Consider the following 22,611-nt stretch of genomic DNA (forward strand, 5'->3'; position numbering starts at 1 on the left):
ATTGAGAATTGCAAATATATTGAGAAAGGTGTTGAGAAGATTGGTGCCGAATAACAGTGTGGAAAAAGCCCTGGGCGTTGATATATGCGAATCCGGAGTAATGCAGAATGCCATAGAGCTGTGGCACAACATGTACAAGAATGAACCGCCCTGGAGAGGTGGAAAAGACAATGTGATTCCTCTGAATCTGCCGGCAGCGATCTCGGAGGAATTTGCCAGGCTGATACTAACGGAGTTCAGCATGGAGGTAACTGGCAGTCCGATGGCTGCTTTCATCAATGAACAGTTGAAAGACCAGCTTACGGACTTGAACAAATTTGTTGAGATGTACTGCGCAGGTGGGGCTATTGCAGTGAAGCCGTTCGTGACGAACATAGACGAAAACGGAAAGCCAACGGCAATCGAGCTGGATTTTGTGAAAGCGGTGGATTTCTTCCCCTGTGCGTTCAATAACAAGGGAGAAATAACGGCGGCGGTGTTCGTGGAAGGAAAGAAGATAGGAGATTACCTGTATACCCGGCTTGAATACCATGAGCTTACGGGAATGACCTATACGATCATCAACAAGGCGTTCAAATCTGAGGAGATTTACCAGTACAACGATGATGGGACCTATGCTGTGAGGGATAGATTCCGGAAAGAAGTACCACTGTCTGAGGTGGATGAATGGGCGGGCCTGTCGGAAGAGCCGGTAATTATCGGTAACATCGACAAGCCACTTTTTGCGTACATCAAAGTACCAAAGGCAAACAATATCGATACGGATTCGCCATTGGGGGTATCAGTGTTCTCCAGAGCTACAGAGATAATAGAACAAGCTGACATTCAGTACGGGCGTGTATTGTGGGAGTATAAAGCCACAGAAGCTGCTATCCTGGGCGATTCTGAGTTGTTCCAGACAGATAAGCATGGAAAGCCGGTTCTTCCGGCAGGACAGGAAAGGATGTTCAAGACATTTGACTTCGACAATGCGGATGGAACTAACAAGGGGCTGCTGAAAGAGTATGCACCGCAGATTCGCCACGAAGCGTTGTTCCAGGGACTGAATAAGCTGCTAATGAAAATAGAGTTCCTGGTTGGTCTTGCCTACGGCACACTGTCTGAACCAACGGACATTGAGAAGACGGCATACGAAATCCGGGTATCAAAGCAGAGGTCATACCATACGGTAACGGCGATGCAGGACGCATGGCATAAGGGATTTGAGAAAATCATATACGCCATGAGAGTTCTGGCGTTGCTTTATGATATGGTTCCAGACGGAGAAACGGAGCTGAACTGCAACTGGGGCGATGGAGTTCTGGAAGACACAGAAGCTGAGTATCAGCGTAGATGGTCCATGGTGGTTGCCGGAAAGCTGAAAACAGAAGCGTTTCTTGCGTGGTATTTCGGATGCTCGGAGGAAGAGGCAAAGAACATGATGCCGGAGCCGGTAGCCAGATTTCCTACAGAAGAATAGGGGGTGTGAGCAGTGCTGACACCAGAATATTTGAATAGCTTTTCTTCCGGCTATCTGGGAATGTGCGATGTGCTGAATGAGCAGATCATCCGAGATGTGGCACGAAGGATAGCGAAGACCGGAAGAATTACACCGACAGCCGAGTGGCAGTTGAAGCAGGCAAAACAGTCCGGAGCATTGATGAATGATGTAATCCGGGAGGTCGGGGTTCTGACTGGAAAATCCGATACGGAGATATTACGCTTATTCCAGGATGCAGGCTTGACCGGGATGTTGCAGGATGCAAAGCCGCTATTGCAGGCCGGAAAGCTGAAAACCTCGGATATTGTTCTTTCTGGAGCGATGCAGAGGACCATGGAGGCCGCTGCAGAGAAGTGTAGGGGAGAGATAGGAAACCTTACGCTGACAACGGCGATAGCCACACAGCAGGAGTATATGCAGGCGCTGAACGCAGCCTATATGAAGGTTACGTCCGGTGCTTTTTCGTACCAGGAGGCGATCAGACAGGCTATCCGAGATGCAGCAGCAAAAGGAACATCGGTCATGTATGACAGTGGGTACATCTCGAAGCTGGATACGGCAATCAGAACTGCTCTGCTGACCGGAGTAAATCAGACAGCCGGAAAGCTGACAGAGTTGTATGCTTCGGAGCTTGGGGCTGAGTATTACGAGACAACAGCTCATGCAGGAGCCAGACCATCACACTCAGTCTGGCAGGGTAAGGTGTTCAAGATTGAGGGCGCAGCTCCGGGGTATGAGAACTTCTACGAGGCAACCGGATATGGAACGGGAGCCGGTTTGTGCGGTTGGAATTGCAGACATAGCTTCTATCCGTACTGGCCGGGAATTTCCAAACCGGCATACACGAAAGATGATCTGGAGGATTACAGCAGACCGAAATATTCGTTTGCAGGGAACTTTCTTACGGAGTATGAGTGTATGCAGAAGCAGCGTGAATATGAAAGGGCGGTCAGAGAGTATAAGAGAATTCTGGCCGCCTATGATTCGTATATCCAGACGGCTCAATCAGAAGCCGACAGAGCGTACTTCCGAGAAGAGTTTCAGAAAGAATCTGTGAAGTTGAAAGAGAAAGAATCGCAGATGAAAGATTTCTGCAAGCAAACCGGACGAAGCGTAGATACCGCCAGAACGCAGGTATCAGCCGTATATGACGGCAACGGTAACTTGGTATCATTTAACCGCTCAGTCAGTGGAAAAGCTGTATGGGCGAATAAGAAAGCAAAATAAGGAGGTAACAAGACTATGAAGAAACTGTTTATTTCTCAGCCGATGAAAGGAAAATCCGATGAGGATATTTTGACAGAACGCAAGAAAGCCATTGAGAGTGCAGAGGAAAAGATTGGAGAGCCAGTAGAGGTCATTGATTCCTTTTTCCAGGAAGCCCCGGTGGATGCAAAGCCCCTTTGGTTCTTAGGAAAATCCCTGGAGCTTTTGGCCGGTGCGGACATCGCCTACTTTACTAAAGGCTGGCAGGAGGCCAGAGGATGCAAAATCGAGAATACATGTGCTATTGAGTACGGTATTCCAGTTATCGAAGACTACACAGCGGAGTAGGAAGGAGGTGATCCTGCTATCTCCCATCCATGGGTTAAATGGTATTTACCCCGTATAGGGCCGTAACTTATTAACCCTCACAATTTACCATTGAGGCACTTAAAACGTGTCCTGGGAACTCTCAGAAGTTCGTAGACACCCTTTAAGACCACGAAAACAATTAACAGTCAGCCGGTCCGTTGGTGGAACGTCTGGCTGTTGTTTTTTGCCCTGTGATATGGCATATAAACTGTCTCCTTCTCTTGCGTGCGGAGATATAAATGCACGATAGCAGTGCCGGAGTGAACCGGAATCTAAACGAAATCAGCGAAACGAAGAAAGGAAGGTAAGTGAAATGGCTTACGAATTTTTGAAGAAACTTTTTGGAACCCCGAAGGACGGCGAAGAGCCTAAGGCTATGACCTATGCGGAACTGGAGGCGGCGATTGATGCTGACAAGAAAATCCAGGTAGTAGATGTGAAAGCCGGAGGCTATGTGTCGAAGGAAAAACTGGATGCCAAGATTACAGAGCTGGACGGAGTAAAGCAGCAGTTGTCAGATGCCAATACAACGATTCAGTCCTACAAGGACATGGATATTGACGGCATTAAGCAGTCTGCAAAGGACTGGGAGACGAAGTACACCCAGGAAACACAGAAGCTGACTACGCAGCTTGCGGCCCAGGAGCGCACCCATGCACTTGATATGTTCATGGGTGGTTATAAGTTCTCCAGCAAGCCTGCTGAAAACGGTGTAAGAGCAGAGTTTGAAAAGAAGAACTTTACCCTGGAAGACGGAAAGTTCCTGGGAGGCGATGAGTTTATGAAGTCTCTCATGGAAAATGACGACTACAAGGGAGCTTTTGTTTTCGAAGATGATAGCAATCCGGAAGACGATTCCCATGAGGAAGAGGAAGGAAAGCCGTTCTTTGCGAGAGGAGTTGGAGGAACTGGCGGAGCCGGAGGCGAAGGAGTCAAAGGCAAAGAAACACCGTTTAATCCGTTTGGGTTCAACTTAATCAGACAGCCAGACAAAAACTAACAGGAGGAGAATGAAATGGCGAAATTAAATTATGCAACCGAGTATTTACAGACACTGGAGCAGATGTTTCCGTATGTCCTGTATTTTGGAGACTTATTTGCGACACCGAACAATGGAAGGTTCCGTTGGGTAAATTCCAGAGTTATCGAGGTGCCGACAATCTCCACAACTGGCCGTACCGATGGAGACAGAGACACCATTGGAACCAGAAAGCGTAACTACAACAACGAGTGGAAACCGCTGACCCTGGAGAATCACAGACAGTGGCAGACGCTGGTACATCCGAGAGACATTGCCGAGACCAAGGGTGTTGTGGCAATCGGAAATATCACGAAGGTTTACAACGAGGAGCAGAAGTTCCCGGAAATGAATGCTTACTGCATTTCCAAGCTGTATGCAGACTGGACTACTGACGGAGCGAAGACAGCCCACAGTGAAGTGCTGACAGAGGAGAATGTGCTGACCGTCTTTGATGAGATGATGAAGAACATGGATAATAAGAGAGTTCCGAGAGCCGGAAGAATTCTGTATGTGACACCGGATGTCAGAACGCTCATCAACAATGCGAAGCAGATTTACAGAACCGTTGATGTAGGTAGCCGTTCTGATGCAATCAAGAGAGCAATCAATTCTATTGATGATGTGAAGATTCCGGAGAGCGTACCGAGTGACATGATGAAGACGAAGTATGACTTTACCGAGGGTTGGAAGGTAGATTCCACAGCGAAGCAGATCAACATGGTTCTGGTACATCCGGCGGCGGTAATCACACCGATTTCTTACGAGTTTGCTCAGCTCGACCCGCCATCCGCAGGCTCCCAGGGTAAGTATGATTACTTCGAGGAGTCTTTCGAGGATGTATTTATCCTGCCTCACAAGATGGACGCTATTGATTTCCATGTGAGTGTATAAGAGAAACTGATTACTGGCTCTGTGCGTGTGCATGGAGCCAATTTTTGAAGGGAGAAACCATATGTATAAAGTTGAGAAAAAGAACAGAGTTCTCAGAATCCCGGATGAGAAATTCGATGAGTACAAGAAGATGGGCTACATTATCAGGGATGAGAATGACAATGTGCTGTTCGAGCCGGAGAACATTAAGGCGACTGCTGAAAAGCTCAAGAAGGAGAATGACGAGCTGAAAGCCAAACTGGAAGAGGCTACCCTGTATGCAGAGAATGCAGACAAGAAGATTGCCGAGCTTCAGAAGGAGAATGATAAGCTGAAAGCGGCAGTCCAGGCACAGTCCGCAACAGGAGCTGCAGACCCGGCAGAAACTGAAAAGAAAACAGCAGCCAAAGGCTCAAAGAAAACTGAGTAGGAGGTAGCTTATGTATTTAGCAACGAAAGACGGGAGTTCCTGCCGGATTCCCGAAAGAAAGGCAGCATATTACAAAAGCATGGGCTATTCGCTTGAAAGCCTGGAGCCGGAAGTCAGAACGGGCACATCTTCTCCGAAAGAAAAGAAGACCGGCAAAAAAGATTCAGCTACGCAGGAGGGCGTAAACCCGGCGAATAGCTGATTTTTCTTTGCAGCCTACCAATTTATCAGAAAGGGGTGTTTCGATGGTCCAGGAGGACGTAAGAAGACCGTATGTGGATTTTGCATACTACAAGAATGATTACGGTGGCACGCAGATAAAAACGGAGAATGATTTCAAGAGAGCCGAGAGTATTTCGGAAGCATTCGTGAACCAGGTTACGTTTGGCCGGATTGCAAGGATGAGTTCGGTTATAGACTCAATTAAGGATGCAATCTGCTGTGTAGCTGATACGGTGGCAGTGCAGAACGAAAAGAGAGAAGCTGTTGTGAAGTCAGAATCCAACGATGGATATTCCATCAGCTATGCGGATGCCATGAATGATACGGCGTTGCATAACGAGATGTACAGGGCTGTGAGGTCATACCTGGCGAACACCGGACTGCTGAACAGAGGGTGGGTGAAAGAGTATGATGACAAACAGTGATGTGACAATCTTTAATCTGAGAATTGGAGCAGACCGCCGGGAAAAACTCTGTGCGACAAGAATCTTGGGTGTTTCGTGGTACGGAACAAAGGGAGAGACTGTATTGGACACAGACCGTAAGGATAAGGCAAAATGCGTAATCCGAATCCCGGCCACAGCGACAGTAGAAGCCGGAAAGCAGTATATAAGCGAAGAGAAATACAAGAAGCTGTCAGATGAAGAGGCAGAGAGGTACTGGACTATCCAGAAGGGAGCTTATATTGTGCGAGGACAGTATGTGGTGGCCGGACAGTGGCTGTTCGACACATTCAGTTTCCGCCAGGGTATCATTCTGAAAGATACGATTGAGGAGCTGGCAAAGCTGAGACAGCACGATGAAGATTTTGTGACTGTCACAGAATATGCCGACAATACAATCAGAGGAACCGACAGGACAAAGCACTGGAGAATAGGGGGTGCGTGATGGCACTGAAAAAGATCACAACTCCGAAAGGCTCAATCATCAATTCCGGGAACGGGAAAGCGGAGCTGACCTGGAGCCCGGATTTTGCAGCAAAAAGGAATGCTCAGTTTAGCAGAAAGCAGATGTTTGTAGATTCAGAGGTGCTGAGAAGGTGCAGTCCGAGAGTCCCGTTCAAAACAGGTATGCTGGAGAAATCCGGCAAACTGGGAACGGATGTAGGCAGTGGAGAGGTAGATTACATTGCCCCGTATGCTGCCATACAGTATTACCAAACCGCAGACACCAGACCGTATGATGCGAACCGAGGAGCACATTGGTTTGAACGAATGAAGGTGGCTGAAAAAGAAGATATTCTGCGAGGCGCAGATAAGATTTAGGAGGTTATATGGCAGTAAATAGTGTACTGGAGGGTATAACAGAGTATTTTCTGAAATGCCCTCTTTTGAAAGACGGTGTATTCCGGGTAGATGCCCTTGGGCCAGACCCGGTAGAGTACACCATAGAGACTGGGATATTCGACCCGGTAATCCAAAGATATGTAGATGGCAGTTCGGAACGGCAGTATCAGTTCCAGTTCGGTTCCAGGGAGTTTTACAGCATGGACCGGGTACAGAACATCGAGAACAGCACGTTTTATGAAGAATTTGCGAACTGGGTAGAGGAGAGCAGCATGGCAGGCAACCTCCCGGAACTTCCGGAAGGAATGTGTGCAGAGGAGATAGAGGTTCTTTCCCCTGGATATATCTTTGACGGAGCTATGAAAAACGCAAGGTATCAGATTTCCTTGCGATTATTGTATTTTAAGGAGGCAAGTAAAAATGGCAGGTAATGTAAGTGGCGCAAGAGAAGTGGTACAGAGACACCAGTTTGCGGATTATCTAAATATCGGAACATCCGAAAAGGCGAACTGGGTACTGATGGGCGTTGGTTTCACAACACTGGATGAAACCTTCGGAGCAGAGAGCGAATCTGAGAAGTACGTGTGCGAGCCGTCTTCCTCTTCCTCTGTTGTATCCTACACATCGGTATTTCCGTTTGAAGCAAGACTCATCAAGAGCCAGGATGCGGTCAACGCACTGTACCATGTAGGAAGAAACCATTTAACCGGCAGCGATGCAGAATTTGAGTATTGCAGAGTAGAGTTATGGGACCAGAAGCAGAACGCTTCTGAACCGGTTGCAAACACATTTGCGGCTAGAAAGTTCCTGGTATCTGCCGAAGTGAGCGGCGTATCTGGAGAAAAGAAGCAGAGCATGAGTGGAAATCTCAATGCAGTAGGCGATCCGCTTGACGGATATTTCAACACAGAATCAAAGACATTTGAAGAAGCTGCGGCTTAGAATTTGGAGGTAAAGTAATATGAGCATGTTAAAAATTTGTGGACAGGAATTAGAGTTAGATCTGTTCGATGCAGATACTATGGAGGTCTATGAGAAATCCATGGATAAGGTTGTGAAAAGAGCCGAGGAAACCAAGAAGCATACGGAGCTGTCGAATGCGGACGGCATCCGGGAGACGTGCGGAATCGTGAAGGATTTCTTCGATGAGGTATTTGGAGGCGGAACGGCTGAAAAGCTGTTCAAGGGTAAAAACAACCTAGCAATCTGCATGGATGCTTTCGGAATTGTTTCTTCTGAGGCTGGTAAGATGAAAGGCCAGGTAAATGCGATTACCAACAAGTATAACATGAACCGGGCACAGAGACGCCAGGAAGGTAAGAAAAATAAGCATGGCAAGAACGGAGCAGTAGTAACGCCAATCGGTAATGCGAGTGGGCGTGATAATTCATGAACCACAACATGCTTGTAGACTATCTTCCGGAAACAGTAGAGATTGAAGGTACGGAGTATGCGATAGAAACAAACTTCCGTACCTTCATTCTGTTTGAAATGATGATGCAGGACCCGGAGCTTTCGGACGCTGAGAAAGCAAGGCAAGGTCTGGAACTGGTATATCCGGAGATTCCGGAGAATCTGGATGCTGCGGTGGATGGGTTGTTGTGGTTCTATGCCGGTGGTAAACGATGGCGTGAGAAGAGAGCCGGAGCAGTAGAAGGGGCGGCAGAAGTGCAAAGGATTTATTCTTTTGAGCATGACGATGATTATATCTATTCGGCGTTTCTGACGCAGTATCACATAGACCTACAGGACATTGAATACCTGCACTGGTGGAAATTCAAGGCTTTGCTGAGAACGCTGTCATCTGACTTGGAGTTTAGTAAGATTATGGAGTATCGAAGCGTAGACATTGATGCGACCATGACGAAGGAGCAGAGAGACTTCTACCGCAGGAAGAAAGAACTGTATGCTTTACCGTTGCCTGCTGATGAGGAAGAGAAGGTAGATGCAATAGCAGAAGCCCTTATGAACGGCGGCGACCTTACGGGACTGCTGTAGGAGGTGACTGGCTATTGAAGATGTAAAGAAGAAAATGATACGGGTGGAATGCCCGGAGTGTAAATATAAAATGCCGTTGTTTTTTGAAGAGACGGCGGAGTGTTCGGGCGTGATGGTCTCCTGCAAAGGGAGAAATTGTCATGCCCGTTTTGAATTGAAAATCAAAGACGGAAAACAAATCAAGTAGTGCCATTATGAGCCGATGATTGAGCCGAAGAATTGAGGTGAGAACATGGGCTATGATGGTACGCTGAAATTTGACACCAGCATAGATAGTTCCGGTTTCCAGAGCGGACTAAGCAAATTATCTGGAATGGCGAGCGGAGCGATTAAGGCTACCACTACTATTCTGGCCGGTGCCGCAACAGCGGTAGCCGGTATTGGTACGGCTGCAATCAAGGTCGGTTCTGACTTTGAGGCAGGAATGAGCAAAGTCCAGTCCATTTCCGGTGCTTCGGCTACGGAGATTCAACAGCTTGCTGATAAGGCAAAGGAAATGGGTGCCAAGACGAAGTTCAGTGCCACAGAAAGTGCCGAGGCTTTCCAGTACATGGCGATGGCCGGATGGAAAACCGGAGATATGCTGAACAGTATTGAAGGTATTATGAACCTGGCGGCAGCGTCTGGGGAAGACCTTGCATCGACGAGTGACATTGTTACCGATGCGATGACTGCCTTCGGACTGGCGGCAGACGGAACAACAACCATCATCAAAAACGGGTACTCGAAGGAAGTTTCCAATGCTACACATTTTGCAGATGTGCTGGCAAAGGCAGCATCCAATTCCAATACCAACGTAGGAATGATGGGCGAGACGTTCAAGTACGTTGCCCCCGTAGCCGGAGCCTTAGGATTCAGCGTTGAAGACTGTGCTACGGCAATCGGTCTGATGGCGAACTCCGGAATTAAGGCGAGCCAGGCAGGTACTTCTCTGCGAAGTATCTTTACAAGAATGGCGAAGCCGACCAAAGAAGTACAAGCGGCTATGGACCAGTTAGGAATCTCGCTGACGAACAGTGATGGTTCCATGAAGTCTCTGAAAGAGATCATGAATGACCTGCGTTCTGGATTTGCAGGCCTGACAGAAGCACAGAAAGCGCAGTTAGCAGCATCACTCGGCGGCCAGGAGGCTATGAGTGGATTGCTGGCTATCGTGAATGCGTCCGATGAAGACTACCAGAAGTTGACGGATTCTATTTACGATGCGGATGGTGCGGCCAAGGAAATGGCGGACACCATGAATGATAACCTACAGGGAGCAATCACACTCTGCAAGAGTGCATTGGAATCTGTAGCTATTGCCCTGTACGAAGAGGTACAGGAACCAATGAAAGAAACGGTCAAAGTCATTACCGGCATGGTAGAGGATATGAATGAAGCCATGGCGGAAAAAGGATTTGACGGTCTGATTGAGTCGTTTGGAAATTCACTCGCTGAGCTGGCACAGATGGCTATGGAGGCAGCACCTACATTGATAGGGGTTGCAGAGGACCTGGTAGGTACGTTCATAAATGCCATCATGGACCACCAGGAAGAATTTGCAGAGGTCGGAGCAACTGTAGTTGCTGAGCTTGTAAAAGCGATTCTGAATGTTGCCGGGGATATGTGGTCCGCCGGTATTTATTTGTTTACGGAATTTCTGCAGGCATTAAGCGACCATTCCGAGGAGATAGGCCGTTCTTTCGGTGAAATGCTGAGTAAAATTGGCGAGGCGGTACAAGAAAATCTGCCGCTTATCATCCAGGCTGCAAAAGATTTCGTAGCCGGATTCTGCGAGGGGCTGAGTGAAGAATTTCCGGGCGTATCTGCACTGATAGAAGGGTTCCTTAATGGATTCATCGATACGGCAAGTACGATTATCCAGGGAATTGTAGATGTGGTTTCTGACCTGTTCAGTGTGATTGATGGAGCAGACCCGAATGTGCTGGAGGCTGTCGGATATGCAATCGGCGTGATTGCGGCGTCCATAGCAGCTCTGAGCGTTGCAAGTTCTGTTCTGTCCTCTGTAAAATCTCTGTTCAAGGTGCTTGGCACACTGAAAGGCGGAGTTTCCGGACTGGTTGGAGTAATCGGAAAAGTTGTAGAAGGATTCGCACTCTGGAAGGGCGGAGCCGGAACACTGATGGAAGTTCTGGAACTGGAGTTCCCGAAGGTCGCAGGTATTTTCTCCTCTATCGGAGGAGCAGTTCAGAAGGTAATCGGATTCTTTGCAGAGTTCGGTTCATCAATAGCCGGAATTGGTTCTATCATTGCAGGAGCGATTCTTGCGGTTACCAATTTCGTAGATATGTTTGTAAATGGTTTCAGTGCCATAAAAGAGGTTCTGATGGTAGTCGGTATTGCACTGGCGTCTGTCGGGGCTGTTATCCTTGGGGCACCTGCACTGGTTGCGGCGGCGGTAGCTGGAATTGTAGCTGCGGTAGCAACGGCGGTTGTTCTCATCAAGGAACATTGGGACCAGATTGTAGAATTTTTCAAGAGCATCCCGGAGAAGCTGAGTGAACTTGGTTCGGCTATTTCGGAATGGTTTTCTGGTGTCCTGGATAGCATAGGCGAGTTTATCGACTCTGCGGTTGAGTGGTTTTCAGAACTGCCTGGGAAAATCATAGATGCCATTAACTCACTGGCAGAAAGTTTTGTCGAGTGGGGAGCTTCGATGCTGGAAACGGCATCTGAGGTAGTATCGCAGATTATTGATTCGATTGTGCAGTTCTTTACGGACCTGCCATACAAAATCGGTTATGCGATAGGCTTTGTAATTGGTACGCTGATTGAATGGGGAGCAAATGTGATTAACTGGATCACAACGAATGTTCCTCAGATGATAGATAGCATCATTAAGTTTTTCTCTGAATTGCCGGGGAAAATCTGGAACTGGCTGGTAAACACCTACAACAAACTGGTTGAATGGGGAAGTCAGATGCTCCAGAAAGCCGGAGAGATAGCAAGCAACTGTATAGACAACATTGTGAAGTTCTTCTCCGAATTGCCGGGCAAGATTTGGAACTGGCTGACTGATGCCTTTAATAAGCTGGTAACGTGGGGTTCCAACACCCTACAGAAAGCGAAGGAGATAGCTTCTAACACGATAGATGCAATCGTCAATTTCTTCTCCCAGTTGCCAGGAAAAATCTGGACCTGGTTAAGTAATACGCTACAGAAGGTAATCCAGTGGGGTTCCGATATGGTAGCGAAGGGAAGACAGGCAGCATCTGATTTGTGCAGTGCCGTCATAAATGGCGTAGCGAACTTGCCGTCCCAGATGGCGAATGTAGGCTACAACATCGTGATGGGTGTATGGAACGGAATCTGTAATGCGGCCGGTTGGTTCAGACGCCAGGTGCAGAGTTTCTTCTCCGGCATCGTAGACGGTGTTAAGGGAGCATTAGGTATTCACTCCCCGTCCAAAGTCTTTGCAGATGAGATTGGTAAGTGGATTCCACCTGGTATCGGCGTAGGTATTGAAGCCGAGATGCCAGACCTGTATAAGCAGATGGATGATGAGATGGCCAGTCTTGGAAAGCGGATGCAGACGGCGGTTAATGTGGAAACCGGAAAGATTGCTGTTGATAAGAAGGTCAGCACAACATACAAAGTCGAGAAAGAAAAGCAGGGTGTCTTCGAGAGTGGAGACACAACGGTAGAGATTACCGGAGAGACACACGTTCATGTAGATTTGGACGGTAGGGAAGTTGGAGATGCAACAACACCGATTGTCGATGAAAACATGGCGAGAATTGATACACACAAGAAGAGAGGAGGTTAATCATGTCGGGAGTAGGCATTACGTTTGATGAGACGCATTCGTTCCGGGACTGGGGCTTAAGACTCAAGAAGATTGTTATCGGCATACCGAAAGCAAAGACAGAGTACGTGAGCGTCCCCGGCATGAACGGGGACCTGGATCTCTCAGAAGCTCAGAACGGCGGCGTAAAATATGAGATGCGGACCTTGAAATTCACATTCGGGGCAAGAAACTGTAGTTATGAAAGATGGAGCGGTCTGTTAAGTCAGATCGCTTCTGATTTGCAGGGAATCTCGAAGAGAATCATCCTCGACACCGACAAGGGATATTATTATACCGGCAGGTGCGAGATAGAGACAGAGAAGAATAACGATGTAACGGCGGAGATTGTTATAAGCTGCAAATGCGAGCCGTATAAAATCAGCGTGGATTCTTCGGATGAGCCTTGGAAGTGGGATACGTTCAGCTTCATCAATGGCGTTATCCGGAACACCTCAGACATCACGATCAGCTCTGGCTCCGGTTGGCAGAAAGTCAGCCTGGACGGTTGGGTTCATAATGAAACGCTCAGAATTGTTTCCAATGCGGAAATGAAGGTAAGGTATCGTAATTCGACCTATACGATATATACTGGCGAGAATATCATGTATGACATTGTCCTGTACAAGGGAGTGAATGATCTTTACTTCCAGGGAAGGGGCAAAGTCACGCTGATTCACAGAGGAGGGATGCTGTAGATGTATACGATTAAAGCCTATGTGGACGGCAAAGAGTACACGATTCACGATGCCAGGGTAAAAGCACTGACCGTTGGTGGAAATCCGTATTTTGAAATCGGAGATAACATCAACGGTTCAGCAACCTTCAAGGTGTTTCCGACACACCCGTACTATGACAAGGTTAAGAAGCTGACAACAGATATTGTGATTTACCGGGATGATGAGCCGGAGTTTTATGGGCGAGTTCTCTACGATGATGAAGATTTTTCTGGAACAAAGAAAGTCTTCGTCGAAGGAGAACTTGCCTTTTTGTGTGACAGCATCCAGAGACCAAAGGTTTATCACAACATCTCGGTCAAGGCGTATGTGCAGGATTTGATAGATATTCATAATGCACAGGTAGAGGAGAGAAAGCAGTTCGTTGTCGGCAGGGTAACGGTAAAGGATTCTAATGATTCACTGTACCGGTATTCCAATTACGAAAATACCAGAACGGCATTTAAGGATAAGCTGACGAGCAGACTTGGAGGACATCTGGTTATCCGGCATGAAGACGGGCTGAGAATCTTGGATTACCTGTCGGATGAAGATTATTACACAAGAAATACACAAGGCATCCGGTTTGGCAAGAATCTGCTGGACTTTTCAAAGAATATGGATGCCTCTGATTTGGTTACCTGCGTGATCCCGTTGGGAGCGAAGCTGGATGAAGAAGACCAGGACCCGGCGCTTGAGGCTATCTCTGAACAGAGGATAACGATTGCGAGCGTAAATGGTGGCGTTGATTATGTCACGGATGATAACGCCGTGAAGGAGTACGGGAAGATATACAAGACCGTAACCTGGGACGATGTGACTCTTCCGGAAAATCTCAAGAAAAAGGGAGAGGAATATCTGAAATCTGCTCAGTTCGAGAAGATGGTCTTGGAAGTGAAAGCAATAGATCTGAACCTCACGGATGATTCCTTCCAGCAATTTGAGGTTGGAAACAAGATTCAGTGTGTATCGACACCGAACGGTCTGGATAAGGAATTCCCGTTGACGAAGAAGAAGGTATACATTACCAGCTTCAAGAATAATACGGTTACGCTGGGCGATGAAACAAGCGTCAAGTCGTACACCTCGTCAAATCGCCAGAATACGGCAGAAATCGAAGAGACGATAAAATCCTTGCCGAGCAAGTCAGAAATCTTGCAGGAGGCTCTCAGAAGCGCACAAGACCTCATAAACAAACAGGTAGCCAGTGGATATGCAGTGCATGTTCCGAATGAGTTCATTGTTGCTGATGATAAGGATTATAAGAACAAAGCCAAGAACCTGTGGAGATGGGGACTTGGCGGTTTTGCTCATTACAGCCAGGGATATGACGGACCTATAGACGGTGTGGCTCTGACGATGGATGGAAAGATCAACGGTAAGATGCTACTGGCAAATTCCGTGAAGACCGAATCCCTGGATGCCGGGTATCGGACATCCGTGGAGACGAAGATATCCGAAAGCGAAACGGCAGCTAATGAGTATGCAGACAATACGGTAAGAGTGGCAAGGGAAGAGATAGAAAATTCCATTTCCAACATGGAGAACCGCATTGAACTGTCTGTACGAAGTGTTAAGGAAAGAGTTACCAGAAAGAATTATATAACCGGCGGAGAGCAGGAGACACTGGATCTGGCCAGGTTCTCAATATCCGGAGCGACCAGCATTTGCAAGGTGGAGAAGTCGGAGTTTCTGAACATGAACGCCTTTAAGCTAACATTTTCCGGAACCGGAGCTGTAACGCTGACACAGAGTCTGGGAACTCTGGAGGCTGGCAATTATAAGATTGCTGTCGAAGCGGCGTATCCGGAAGGTTCAAAGTACCGACCGTCTTATATCCAGTATGGATTTGCCGAAAATAAGTCCACAGCTTATCTCAGTGGATATTCCGCAGACGAATACCATGCATACAGCAAAGAAGTCAAGATTACGAAAGCTGTAAAGTCTGTAGCTGTGACGGTATACGGATATTCCGGAAGCGTATTGTATGTAACGGATATCCGGTGTTTGAGGGATATGCAGGAACTGTTGGACGATATCGATGCAAGACTGGATGTCGAAGTCGGGAAAGTATCTGCAACTGTGTCCGAAGTATACGAAAACTCATTGCACAATTATTGCAGCAATGGGAATTTTTCGGATAGCACTGATAAGTTTACCGGATGGAATAGAAGTAGTGCTGCACAAATAACGCAGACTACCTTTTCTGGGAAAAGCTGTGCGAAGATAGAGAATAATACTTCGACCTATAGCCTCTCATGGTATCAGAGACCGTGGGCAAAAAAAGGGAAAGTGACTGTAAGGTTCAAAGCTGCTTGTGATACGGAAGATTCCGGAAAAGCACGGATACGAGTCACGATTGACGGAAAAGCATTTCTTACGACTGCCGGAGAACTTGGAAGTGGATGGAAACAGTTTGAATTTACAGCCGAAGCTACACCATCGTATTTTCACACATACTTTTATAACAATGTGGCGGATACAACTGTATATATCACGGATGTTGAAATCCTTGGTTATATATCCGCATACTCAGAAAGCCAGTTGAGCGTGCTGAAAGATTCCATCGAGGCAGAGGTCAAGAGAGCAACAAAAGGCGAGGAAGATCTGAAGGCATCTATCAAAGTCAATGCCGATAATATTATCAGCAAGGTAAGCAAGGGAGATTTTGGTTCATATGTTACTCAGTATTATGACAGAGTAATTACGGCATTCAACAACAGCAGTAAGTATGTGCAGATTAGCGCGGGAGAGATAGCCATTTATGATTATGGCGTGTCTACGTCAAAGAAGCGAGCGGTATTCGATGAAAGCGGAAACCATTTCTATCGGGATGGTTATTATGTCGGATGTATTGGCACAAACCAGTGGGCTCAGAACAATTCTCATAAGGGGCTGGTGTTCGACTTGGAACCACAGGGAAAGTACATGGCGTTCGCTCAGAAAGCCAGCGCATCGGCCAGCTCATACACGACAATGTTATGTTTCAGCCGTGCGAACTCTATTTACGATGAGTATGGCGTGAATATGGGTTGCAATCTGATTGGAAACTGGTACACGCTGAAGAACTTCAAGATAGGTTCGATTTCTGCTGGAGGATATACCGCATTTAGCGGAGCAATACCGATTGTATGTGAGATCACGAACAACGGTAACAGTTGGACGTATTCACATCTCAGAGTTTACAACGGAATCATAGTAGGTTACTGGAACTAAGAAGGAGGCAAGAAGATGGAAATTATTTTTCCGAGAGGAGACGCACCGGAAAAGGTAGCGAAAAACAGTGTAGCTGTAGGAACCATCAAAAGAGAACAGGAGGTAGAAAAAGATGGAAGAAAAGAAGAAACCGGCCAGACCGTTTAGTGTCATTTATGCTGATGCAAAGCAGGCGATTACAAGACAGGTCGGAAACACTATGGCAGCTTACGGGCTGCCTATTTTCATGACAGAGGGTATTTTGAGTGCGGTTCTGGCTGAGATCCGGACAAATGCCTCAAATGAGCTGGCGGATGAAACTGCCAGATATGAAGAGAAATTGAAAACATATTACGAGACAGAAGTTAAGGAAATGCAGGAATCCTTTGAGAAAGAGAAAGAGGGGTTGATACTGGCATTTGAAAATCCGGAAGAAAATCCGGATATGTCAGAAGAGGATGTTGCAGAAGAGAATGTCGCAAGAGAGGAGCCTACTATCAAGGAGGTGGAGTAAATGGCAGATATTTCCCAGGAAATAGATCAGCTTAGAAATGCGGTCTATGGAGAAGAGGTGCGAGGAGCTTTCATTAGCTGTATGCAGAAAATCCATGAGGAGAATGAAAGCTACAATGACATCAAAGAGTTGGTCAACCAGTCTGCGGCTACTATGAAACAGCAGGTAGACTCAATCAATACGAAAACTGAGGAAGTCCAGACTGCATTGCAGAATCTAGCGAATGCTATTGCAAATGGCAAATCTCAGCAGGAAGCAAATGAGAAAGCTACCGCAGCCGGAAAGACCCAGCAGACAGCTACGGAAAAGGCTACATCAGACAGTAAGAATCAGCAGACAGCAACCGAGAAAGCTACAGAGGCCAGCAAGACCCAGCAGGCAGCCTTGCAGAAAGTCGTTGATTCTGCAAAACAGATTGATTCTGCAATCCAGCAATCTGTATCAGCAGCAAACCAGGCAGCGAATGATGCAAACCAGGCGGCCGGTCTGGCATCTACAGCAGCCGGTAATGCGAACGGTGCGGCTTCGGCAGCAAGCCAGGCAGCTCAGAATGCTAATGCGGCTACTGAGAATGCCAATAAAGCGGAGCAGTCCAGGTCACAGGCTGAAACTGCCAGAGTCCAAGCAGAACAGGCGAGATCCCAGGCAGAAACTCAGAGAGCATCTGCGGAGCAGACAAGAACCGCCAGTGAAAACGTCCGGATTCAGAATGAGAAGGACAGACAGGCAAATACTGCGGATGCCATTGCTAAGGCGAAAGAGGCTACAGAGATACTTATTAACCAGGTCAACACGATTGCGTTCCAGATTAACCCGGATGACAAGGGGCTTGACGCAATCATATTAAGTGCATAGGAGGCAGAAAATGAGTGAGACAATCAATATCCCCAGAGACACGACCATGCAGTTACTGGTCAAAGTTCACAGAGATCAGATTGCTGGAGAAATGGATCTGAAATATAAAGAGAAAGTTGCGGCAGCTACTTCCAAAGCGGAGGTGGATGCCCTTTTTACTGAATGGTGGAAGATTCAATATAATCCGGAGCTTTTCACGAAAGCGGAGATGCTGGAGAGATGGTTCGGAAATGTTCTGGTTGATTCCAGAGTTCACGGCGTAACGACACCAAGATATGATAAGAGTACGTCCATGATCGGAACCTTAACGGATGATTCCACAGGACTGACATGTACACCGTCCACAGAATCTACAGCCGGTAATGATCCGTTTGCACACCTTCCGCAGTTTTGGTGTCTGGAGGTTGCGGCAGAGAAAAAAGCAGATGGTTCCCATGAGATTTTCTATGTAGAACACATTGACGATACAGCAAAGGTCAGAGGTGGAGAACATCTGTGTTGGATGATCCAGAAGAACACCTACAAGCGTGAATGGCAGGACAAGGATTACAAATATCTGAAAACCAGATGTACACCGGCTCCAGGCTACAAACGTTGGAAAGAAGGTACAGACCGAACCGGAAAAGTGCATGAGTACATGGCACATCCGAAATATTACGCCGGTCTGGACGCAGACGGAGCGATCACTTGCGGAACTGGACTGGCACCGGTCAACCGTACCTCACATTCAACCGGAGTAACCAGATGGAGAGCCAGAGGAACACAGTATTCCGGAGCATCTGGATCACTTCTGAAGTTCCTGGATGCTATGATGCGTCTGAAATATGGACGTAAAGGAAATTCCGGAAAGATTGAAGGATGCTCAAGCTACAGTTTCCAGTACACGGTAGCCGTGGCTGAGACCGGAGTGGAGCGAGTAATTCTGACCACAGCACAGGCGGCAAACCTGTTCGTGGGTTCTGCGGTCATGCTGGGAACCAATGCATCGACCGATAGAAACGCTGCCAGTGCATACTCCATTTTTGATGCGAAGTTAATCACAGCGATTGAGACTGTGAACATTGACGGCACAGACTATTCCGCAGTGTACGTGGACAACGGTGGAAAGACTTTTGACACGGTAGTCGGTACGACAATGCTGTCTACTGCTCCGTACTATTCCGGATGGAATGACAATGTGCTTGGTAGAGATGGTAGCCGATACAGTCCGACTTCCGGAAAAGAACCTGGAATGATCCAGGGTGTAGAATTTATGAATGGTTCCTATCTGATTGTCTCCGATGAATTATGGCAGTGGAGCCAGGATGCGAATGAGAATTATTGTTTTGATTGCTACAAATGTTACGATCAGTCAAAAGTAGGCTCTGCAATCAATGAGAACTACGAAAAAGTAAATGTTCCAACATTGGTATTTCCGAAAGATACGGCTGCCTGGACATGGAAGTATATTACTGATAATGCAATCAATGATGATGTTCTATGGCCGGAGGCAACCAACGCAAGCGGAAGCGGCGTTGGAGTGGGAGCTGGCTTCTATTGCGTACCTGCGGCGTCTGGTGTTCGTGCGGCTTGGTGCTTTGGTTACTTGAACCACGGTGGTAATGCTGGCGTTCCTTGCCGTTTCTCGTACTATGGGGTGTCTAACGCTTACTGGTACGGCTCTCTCGGAGCACCTGGTCTTGAGGGTTAAAAACGGGGTGAATGCGAAGCAGAGGGGCAGTAAGCCCCTTTATTGTCTTATTTGCAAATAAAATAATTTTAGGGTTATACGGTGTCTGGGAGCTGGCTTCAATTGCGAACCTGCGGCGTCTGGTGTTCGTGCGGCTTGGTGCTTTGGTAACTTGAACAACGGTGGTAATGCTGGCGTTCCTTGCCGTAACTCGAACAATGGGGTGTCTAACGCTAACTGGAACGGCTCTCTCGGAGCAACTGGTACAATTTTGAAAAGAGTATTAAAAAATCATTGCATCGTATAATCCTCGCTTATGTGCGAAAATAACTTGAAACCAACGAGGCTAGTACCTACGGGGAAAGCCACGGAAGTAACCAGATGAATATTAAGGAGGTTTGATGAAAACCTATTGCAAACCGGCAGATGTGGATGTTGAATCTTGGAAATTCAATGAACCTGCCGTTATAGAATGTTTCCGGAATAAGCGTGGCAGAAACGATTTCCAACGTCTGCTATGCAAGACCGGAAAGATCACAAAGCGTCAGATTGCAGAAGACCGGCTGAACCAGGATTTTAAGCGAACCCTGGAGGCTGAGAGCGAAGTTGCGAAGATGCTGACACAGCGTATCGTTGACCGTGATCTGCAATTAAAGCCAATTCGCCAATTTCAAAGGGTGGATGGGCTGACGCAGAAACTAAGAGACATCTGCCAGGAATCTCCGGAACAGCAGGTGTTTGAGTATATCGCTGTCTTTGCTTTGAAACCTCTTTTCCGGGCAAAGATTCTGCCGGTCCAGTATGGGAGCATCCCGAAGAAAGGCGGAGTTGCTGGAAAGAGGAAGATTGAAAGACTTTTGAGAAAGAAATTCCACGGCAAGGTTGTAGCAATCAAAGGAGATGTAACAAAAGCCTATCCATCGGTAACGGTGGGTATCGTAATGGAGATGTTGCGAAGAGATATAGGCAAGAATAAAGTGCTGCTATGGTTCCTGGGTGCTCTTATGAGCAATTATCCTGGGAACCATTTGTGTATTGGTGGATATCTTCCGGCATGGCTATTTAACTACGTGATGTCATATGTTCTGAGATACATCTACGAGCAGGCACAAATACGCAGAGGAAAGCGGAATAGGCTTGTCTATGCGGTTGTATGCTATGCAGACGATTTCACGATATACGGCGATATCTCGAAGCTGAGAAAAGCCATGAAGAAAGCCACAGTCTGGGCGCATGATAAGTTCGGACTGAAAATCAAGGATATCTGGCAGTTCTATCAAGTGGCATCGTTCAATGAAGAGAAGGAGAACCACGAAGAGAGAAAGAAAGGCAGTAAGAAAAGAACTCCAGGAGTTGACATGATGGGCTATGTAGTCCGCAGAAGATACACGATCATCCGTGGCAGAGTATTCCGGAGAATCCGGAGGCAGGTGCTACGTGCCTGGATGGATTTTGTAGAAAGAGGATTTGTCCCGTGGTGGAGGGCTTGCAAGATTGCAGCCTATAAAGGATGGGTTGAGCATAGCAATAGCCAAAAGTTCCGGGAGAAATACAATTTTGATGCATTATTCAAAATGTGTTCATACAGTGCAAGTAAGCACGGAAAGGAAGTTGAAAATGAGAAGAGAATCTTACTTATCGCAGCCATCGAAGATTGAGATCTATCCGGTGTTTTCTGGTACAGATGTGATTCTGAGACAGAGCATCGAGCTGGTGGAGAGAGAAGAGATCCAGGATGGAAAGAAAAGCAAATACAAAGTCTGGGAATGCGACGAAGTGCAGTTCCACTACAACGGAGAAGTAACCGAGAAAGAGATCGAAGCCGATTTTGACTACTGGCTCAAGAAAGCGGAGGAAGTACCAGATCCATCCAGTGTAGAAAATCTGAGCCTTGAGGATGCCAGAAAAGCGAAATACCGGGAAATCGCATCTGCATGTGAGGAGACAATTTACGCCGGAGTAGATGTGAGTACATCTTCCGGAGTGGAGCATTTCAGTTTGACAGAAAAGGATCAGTTGAATCTTTTTGGGAAGAAAATGCAGTTACTAGCTGGAGAGGAAAAACTGGAATACCATGAGGACGGACATCCTTGTAAGTATTTCTCTGCGGCAGACATGCAGAATATCGTAGAACGGGCAATGTTTTTCGTGTCTTACAACACGACCTACTGCAATGCGGTCAATATGTGGATTAAGTCAGCAGAGAAAGCAAGTGATCTGGAGCAGATCCAGTGGGGAGCTGAAATCCCGGAAGAGTTCCAGAACGAGGTTCTGAAAGATTACATGAAGATTCTGGCATCCGGAGGTATCTCGTAATGAAAAGCATAATCAAATATCCAATGCTCTTTCTTTTCGGAGGGAGCATTTATTATTTGCTGGAGATAATTTTTCGGGGTTATTCATTCCCGGCAATGGTAGTCTGCGGAGGCCTGTGCTTCATTATTTGCGGTGCGATCAATGAGAAAAACCGGTGTATGCCACTGGTTCTGCAACAGTTAGTTGCGGCGGCAGGAATCACAGCGATAGAATTTCTGTTCGGATTGGTTCTGAACGTGTTGCTCGGTCTGCATATGTGGGACTACAGCAACATGCCGGGAAACATTCTCGGTCAGATATGCCCTCAGTTCACAGCGTTATGGTTTTTCCTGTCGGCATTAGGAATTTTCCTGGATGATTATATCCGGTGGGCATTTTTCAGAGAAGAGAAACCACATTACCACCTATTCCGGAAGAAGGAAGAGAGAAGAGAATGACAAAGCTACAGATTATCTCAAAGCTCTGGTCGGCAATTTATGATCTGATTTTCCTGGTCAAAGGAACGCCGACAAAGAGCCTGGAAGAAATAGAGGCAGATCTTGGCATCGTTGAGTATGCGTGCCGGAAGTACGTTGACTGTGACGATGATGAGATAACATTCAAGAGCAAAGGAGGTACAGCCTATGCAGATCCGAGCACAGCCACGGAAGCGGATTAGTTCTGAAAATCCGAAATAACAG

Annotated in this window: 26 protein-coding genes; all 26 read left to right on the top strand. The window is 47.1% G+C overall.

The features are described from left to right. Nucleotide 1 precedes the first annotated feature (1 nt). The 26 genes from AC6I5B_RS06760 (at nt 2) to AC6I5B_RS06885 (ending at nt 22,589) form a co-directional block, all read left to right on the top strand. On the top strand, nt 2–1,459 hold the full coding sequence (locus AC6I5B_RS06760; protein WP_173878306.1) for a phage portal protein: 1,458 nt from the start codon (nt 2–4) through the stop codon (nt 1,457–1,459). Nucleotides 1,460–1,471: 12 nt separating this feature from the next. After that, nucleotides 1,472–2,707, top strand: a complete 1,236-nt coding sequence (locus AC6I5B_RS06765) for a phage minor capsid protein (RefSeq protein WP_173878307.1) — start codon at nt 1,472–1,474, stop codon at nt 2,705–2,707. Nucleotides 2,708–2,722: 15 nt separating this feature from the next. Further along, nucleotides 2,723–3,034, top strand: a complete 312-nt coding sequence (locus AC6I5B_RS06770) for a DUF4406 domain-containing protein (RefSeq protein ID WP_173878308.1) — start codon at nt 2,723–2,725, stop codon at nt 3,032–3,034. A gap of 334 nt (nt 3,035–3,368) precedes the next feature. Beyond that, a complete protein-coding gene (locus AC6I5B_RS06775; RefSeq protein WP_173878309.1) occupies nt 3,369–4,055 on the top strand; it encodes a phage scaffolding protein in 687 nt (228 codons plus the stop codon). A gap of 15 nt (nt 4,056–4,070) precedes the next feature. Continuing rightward, nucleotides 4,071–4,967: a capsid protein gene (locus tag AC6I5B_RS06780; RefSeq protein WP_173813359.1), complete on the top strand. Its 897-nt coding sequence runs from the start codon at nt 4,071–4,073 to the stop codon at nt 4,965–4,967. Nucleotides 4,968–5,028: 61 nt separating this feature from the next. Continuing rightward, nucleotides 5,029–5,376: a hypothetical protein gene (locus AC6I5B_RS06785; RefSeq protein WP_497773687.1), complete on the top strand. Its 348-nt coding sequence runs from the start codon at nt 5,029–5,031 to the stop codon at nt 5,374–5,376. A gap of 10 nt (nt 5,377–5,386) precedes the next feature. Beyond that, nucleotides 5,387–5,578: a hypothetical protein gene (locus AC6I5B_RS06790; RefSeq protein ID WP_064786130.1), complete on the top strand. Its 192-nt coding sequence runs from the start codon at nt 5,387–5,389 to the stop codon at nt 5,576–5,578. Nucleotides 5,579–5,621: 43 nt separating this feature from the next. Continuing rightward, on the top strand, nt 5,622–6,023 hold the full coding sequence (locus AC6I5B_RS06795; protein WP_211133388.1) for a head-tail connector protein: 402 nt from the start codon (nt 5,622–5,624) through the stop codon (nt 6,021–6,023). After that, nucleotides 6,007–6,486, top strand: a complete 480-nt coding sequence (locus tag AC6I5B_RS06800) for a DUF6751 family protein (protein WP_118315526.1) — start codon at nt 6,007–6,009, stop codon at nt 6,484–6,486. Before AC6I5B_RS06795 ends, AC6I5B_RS06800 begins: the two co-directional genes overlap by 17 nt. Continuing rightward, the gene (locus tag AC6I5B_RS06805) at nt 6,486–6,863 is read left to right on the top strand and encodes a hypothetical protein (RefSeq protein WP_497773688.1); all 378 of its coding nucleotides are present in this window, start codon (nt 6,486–6,488) and stop codon (nt 6,861–6,863) included. The genes AC6I5B_RS06800 and AC6I5B_RS06805 overlap by 1 nt, the downstream gene beginning before the upstream one ends. 8 nt (nt 6,864–6,871) lie before the next feature. Further along, on the top strand, nt 6,872–7,315 hold the full coding sequence (locus AC6I5B_RS06810) for a hypothetical protein (protein WP_173878314.1): 444 nt from the start codon (nt 6,872–6,874) through the stop codon (nt 7,313–7,315). Beyond that, a complete protein-coding gene (locus tag AC6I5B_RS06815; protein WP_015514270.1) occupies nt 7,305–7,826 on the top strand; it encodes a hypothetical protein in 522 nt (173 codons plus the stop codon). The genes AC6I5B_RS06810 and AC6I5B_RS06815 overlap by 11 nt, the downstream gene beginning before the upstream one ends. A gap of 19 nt (nt 7,827–7,845) precedes the next feature. Then, on the top strand, nt 7,846–8,277 hold the full coding sequence (locus AC6I5B_RS06820; RefSeq protein WP_497773689.1) for a DUF6673 family protein: 432 nt from the start codon (nt 7,846–7,848) through the stop codon (nt 8,275–8,277). Next, the gene (locus AC6I5B_RS06825) at nt 8,274–8,882 is read left to right on the top strand and encodes a bacteriophage Gp15 family protein (protein ID WP_117687943.1); all 609 of its coding nucleotides are present in this window, start codon (nt 8,274–8,276) and stop codon (nt 8,880–8,882) included. Before AC6I5B_RS06820 ends, AC6I5B_RS06825 begins: the two co-directional genes overlap by 4 nt. A gap of 34 nt (nt 8,883–8,916) precedes the next feature. Then, entirely contained in the window at nt 8,917–9,069 is a 153-nt protein-coding gene (locus tag AC6I5B_RS06830; protein ID WP_302245723.1) for a hypothetical protein, read from the top strand. Nucleotides 9,070–9,114: 45 nt separating this feature from the next. Then, complete coding sequence (locus tag AC6I5B_RS06835) at nt 9,115–12,648, top strand: phage tail tape measure protein (RefSeq protein WP_497773690.1); 3,534 nt, start codon at nt 9,115–9,117, stop codon at nt 12,646–12,648. A gap of 122 nt (nt 12,649–12,770) precedes the next feature. After that, nucleotides 12,771–13,364, top strand: coding sequence for a hypothetical protein (locus AC6I5B_RS06840; protein ID WP_497773691.1), 594 nt, complete (start codon nt 12,771–12,773; stop codon nt 13,362–13,364). Further along, entirely contained in the window at nt 13,365–16,598 is a 3,234-nt protein-coding gene (locus AC6I5B_RS06845; RefSeq protein WP_497773692.1) for a phage tail protein, read from the top strand. It begins immediately after the preceding gene. 15 nt (nt 16,599–16,613) lie between these two features. Continuing rightward, nucleotides 16,614–16,745, top strand: a complete 132-nt coding sequence (locus tag AC6I5B_RS06850) for a hypothetical protein (RefSeq protein ID WP_497773693.1) — start codon at nt 16,614–16,616, stop codon at nt 16,743–16,745. Further along, on the top strand, nt 16,711–17,091 hold the full coding sequence (locus tag AC6I5B_RS06855) for a hypothetical protein (protein WP_497773694.1): 381 nt from the start codon (nt 16,711–16,713) through the stop codon (nt 17,089–17,091). The genes AC6I5B_RS06850 and AC6I5B_RS06855 overlap by 35 nt, the downstream gene beginning before the upstream one ends. After that, nucleotides 17,092–17,946 (top strand): hypothetical protein, encoded by an 855-nt coding sequence (locus AC6I5B_RS06860; protein ID WP_497773695.1) that lies wholly within the window; start codon nt 17,092–17,094, stop codon nt 17,944–17,946. 10 nt (nt 17,947–17,956) lie between these two features. Next, complete coding sequence (locus AC6I5B_RS06865) at nt 17,957–19,636, top strand: hypothetical protein (protein WP_497773696.1); 1,680 nt, start codon at nt 17,957–17,959, stop codon at nt 19,634–19,636. 380 nt (nt 19,637–20,016) lie between these two features. Further along, nucleotides 20,017–21,273, top strand: coding sequence for an RNA-dependent RNA polymerase family protein (locus AC6I5B_RS06870; protein ID WP_244806749.1), 1,257 nt, complete (start codon nt 20,017–20,019; stop codon nt 21,271–21,273). Then, nucleotides 21,233–21,931: a DUF4376 domain-containing protein gene (locus AC6I5B_RS06875; RefSeq protein ID WP_244806750.1), complete on the top strand. Its 699-nt coding sequence runs from the start codon at nt 21,233–21,235 to the stop codon at nt 21,929–21,931. Before AC6I5B_RS06870 ends, AC6I5B_RS06875 begins: the two co-directional genes overlap by 41 nt. Then, the gene (locus tag AC6I5B_RS06880) at nt 21,931–22,368 is read left to right on the top strand and encodes a putative ABC transporter permease (RefSeq protein WP_497773697.1); all 438 of its coding nucleotides are present in this window, start codon (nt 21,931–21,933) and stop codon (nt 22,366–22,368) included. The genes AC6I5B_RS06875 and AC6I5B_RS06880 overlap by 1 nt, the downstream gene beginning before the upstream one ends. Continuing rightward, on the top strand, nt 22,365–22,589 hold the full coding sequence (locus AC6I5B_RS06885; RefSeq protein ID WP_497773698.1) for a hypothetical protein: 225 nt from the start codon (nt 22,365–22,367) through the stop codon (nt 22,587–22,589). The genes AC6I5B_RS06880 and AC6I5B_RS06885 overlap by 4 nt, the downstream gene beginning before the upstream one ends. Nucleotides 22,590–22,611 lie beyond the last annotated feature (22 nt).

Source organism: Faecalimonas nexilis, assembly GCF_059731825.1.

What these genes read in the sequence shown, in the direction of transcription:
- AC6I5B_RS06770 (WP_173878308.1), top strand. Translation starts at nt 2,723, where the DNA reads ATGAAGAAACTGTTTATTTCTCAGCCGATGAAAGGAAAATCCGATGAG.
- AC6I5B_RS06775 (WP_173878309.1), top strand. Translation starts at nt 3,369, where the DNA reads ATGGCTTACGAATTTTTGAAGAAACTTTTTGGAACCCCGAAGGACGGC.
- AC6I5B_RS06780 (WP_173813359.1), top strand. Translation starts at nt 4,071, where the DNA reads ATGGCGAAATTAAATTATGCAACCGAGTATTTACAGACACTGGAGCAG.
- AC6I5B_RS06785 (WP_497773687.1), top strand. Translation starts at nt 5,029, where the DNA reads ATGTATAAAGTTGAGAAAAAGAACAGAGTTCTCAGAATCCCGGATGAG.
- AC6I5B_RS06790 (WP_064786130.1), top strand. Translation starts at nt 5,387, where the DNA reads ATGTATTTAGCAACGAAAGACGGGAGTTCCTGCCGGATTCCCGAAAGA.
- AC6I5B_RS06795 (WP_211133388.1), top strand. Translation starts at nt 5,622, where the DNA reads ATGGTCCAGGAGGACGTAAGAAGACCGTATGTGGATTTTGCATACTAC.
- AC6I5B_RS06800 (WP_118315526.1), top strand. Translation starts at nt 6,007, where the DNA reads ATGATGACAAACAGTGATGTGACAATCTTTAATCTGAGAATTGGAGCA.
- AC6I5B_RS06805 (WP_497773688.1), top strand. Translation starts at nt 6,486, where the DNA reads ATGGCACTGAAAAAGATCACAACTCCGAAAGGCTCAATCATCAATTCC.
- AC6I5B_RS06810 (WP_173878314.1), top strand. Translation starts at nt 6,872, where the DNA reads ATGGCAGTAAATAGTGTACTGGAGGGTATAACAGAGTATTTTCTGAAA.
- AC6I5B_RS06815 (WP_015514270.1), top strand. Translation starts at nt 7,305, where the DNA reads ATGGCAGGTAATGTAAGTGGCGCAAGAGAAGTGGTACAGAGACACCAG.
- AC6I5B_RS06820 (WP_497773689.1), top strand. Translation starts at nt 7,846, where the DNA reads ATGAGCATGTTAAAAATTTGTGGACAGGAATTAGAGTTAGATCTGTTC.
- AC6I5B_RS06825 (WP_117687943.1), top strand. Translation starts at nt 8,274, where the DNA reads ATGAACCACAACATGCTTGTAGACTATCTTCCGGAAACAGTAGAGATT.
- AC6I5B_RS06830 (WP_302245723.1), top strand. Translation starts at nt 8,917, where the DNA reads ATGATACGGGTGGAATGCCCGGAGTGTAAATATAAAATGCCGTTGTTT.
- AC6I5B_RS06835 (WP_497773690.1), top strand. Translation starts at nt 9,115, where the DNA reads ATGGGCTATGATGGTACGCTGAAATTTGACACCAGCATAGATAGTTCC.
- AC6I5B_RS06840 (WP_497773691.1), top strand. Translation starts at nt 12,771, where the DNA reads ATGAACGGGGACCTGGATCTCTCAGAAGCTCAGAACGGCGGCGTAAAA.
- AC6I5B_RS06845 (WP_497773692.1), top strand. Translation starts at nt 13,365, where the DNA reads ATGTATACGATTAAAGCCTATGTGGACGGCAAAGAGTACACGATTCAC.
- AC6I5B_RS06850 (WP_497773693.1), top strand. Translation starts at nt 16,614, where the DNA reads ATGGAAATTATTTTTCCGAGAGGAGACGCACCGGAAAAGGTAGCGAAA.
- AC6I5B_RS06855 (WP_497773694.1), top strand. Translation starts at nt 16,711, where the DNA reads ATGGAAGAAAAGAAGAAACCGGCCAGACCGTTTAGTGTCATTTATGCT.
- AC6I5B_RS06860 (WP_497773695.1), top strand. Translation starts at nt 17,092, where the DNA reads ATGGCAGATATTTCCCAGGAAATAGATCAGCTTAGAAATGCGGTCTAT.
- AC6I5B_RS06865 (WP_497773696.1), top strand. Translation starts at nt 17,957, where the DNA reads ATGAGTGAGACAATCAATATCCCCAGAGACACGACCATGCAGTTACTG.
- AC6I5B_RS06870 (WP_244806749.1), top strand. Translation starts at nt 20,017, where the DNA reads ATGAAAACCTATTGCAAACCGGCAGATGTGGATGTTGAATCTTGGAAA.
- AC6I5B_RS06875 (WP_244806750.1), top strand. Translation starts at nt 21,233, where the DNA reads ATGAGAAGAGAATCTTACTTATCGCAGCCATCGAAGATTGAGATCTAT.
- AC6I5B_RS06880 (WP_497773697.1), top strand. Translation starts at nt 21,931, where the DNA reads ATGAAAAGCATAATCAAATATCCAATGCTCTTTCTTTTCGGAGGGAGC.
- AC6I5B_RS06885 (WP_497773698.1), top strand. Translation starts at nt 22,365, where the DNA reads ATGACAAAGCTACAGATTATCTCAAAGCTCTGGTCGGCAATTTATGAT.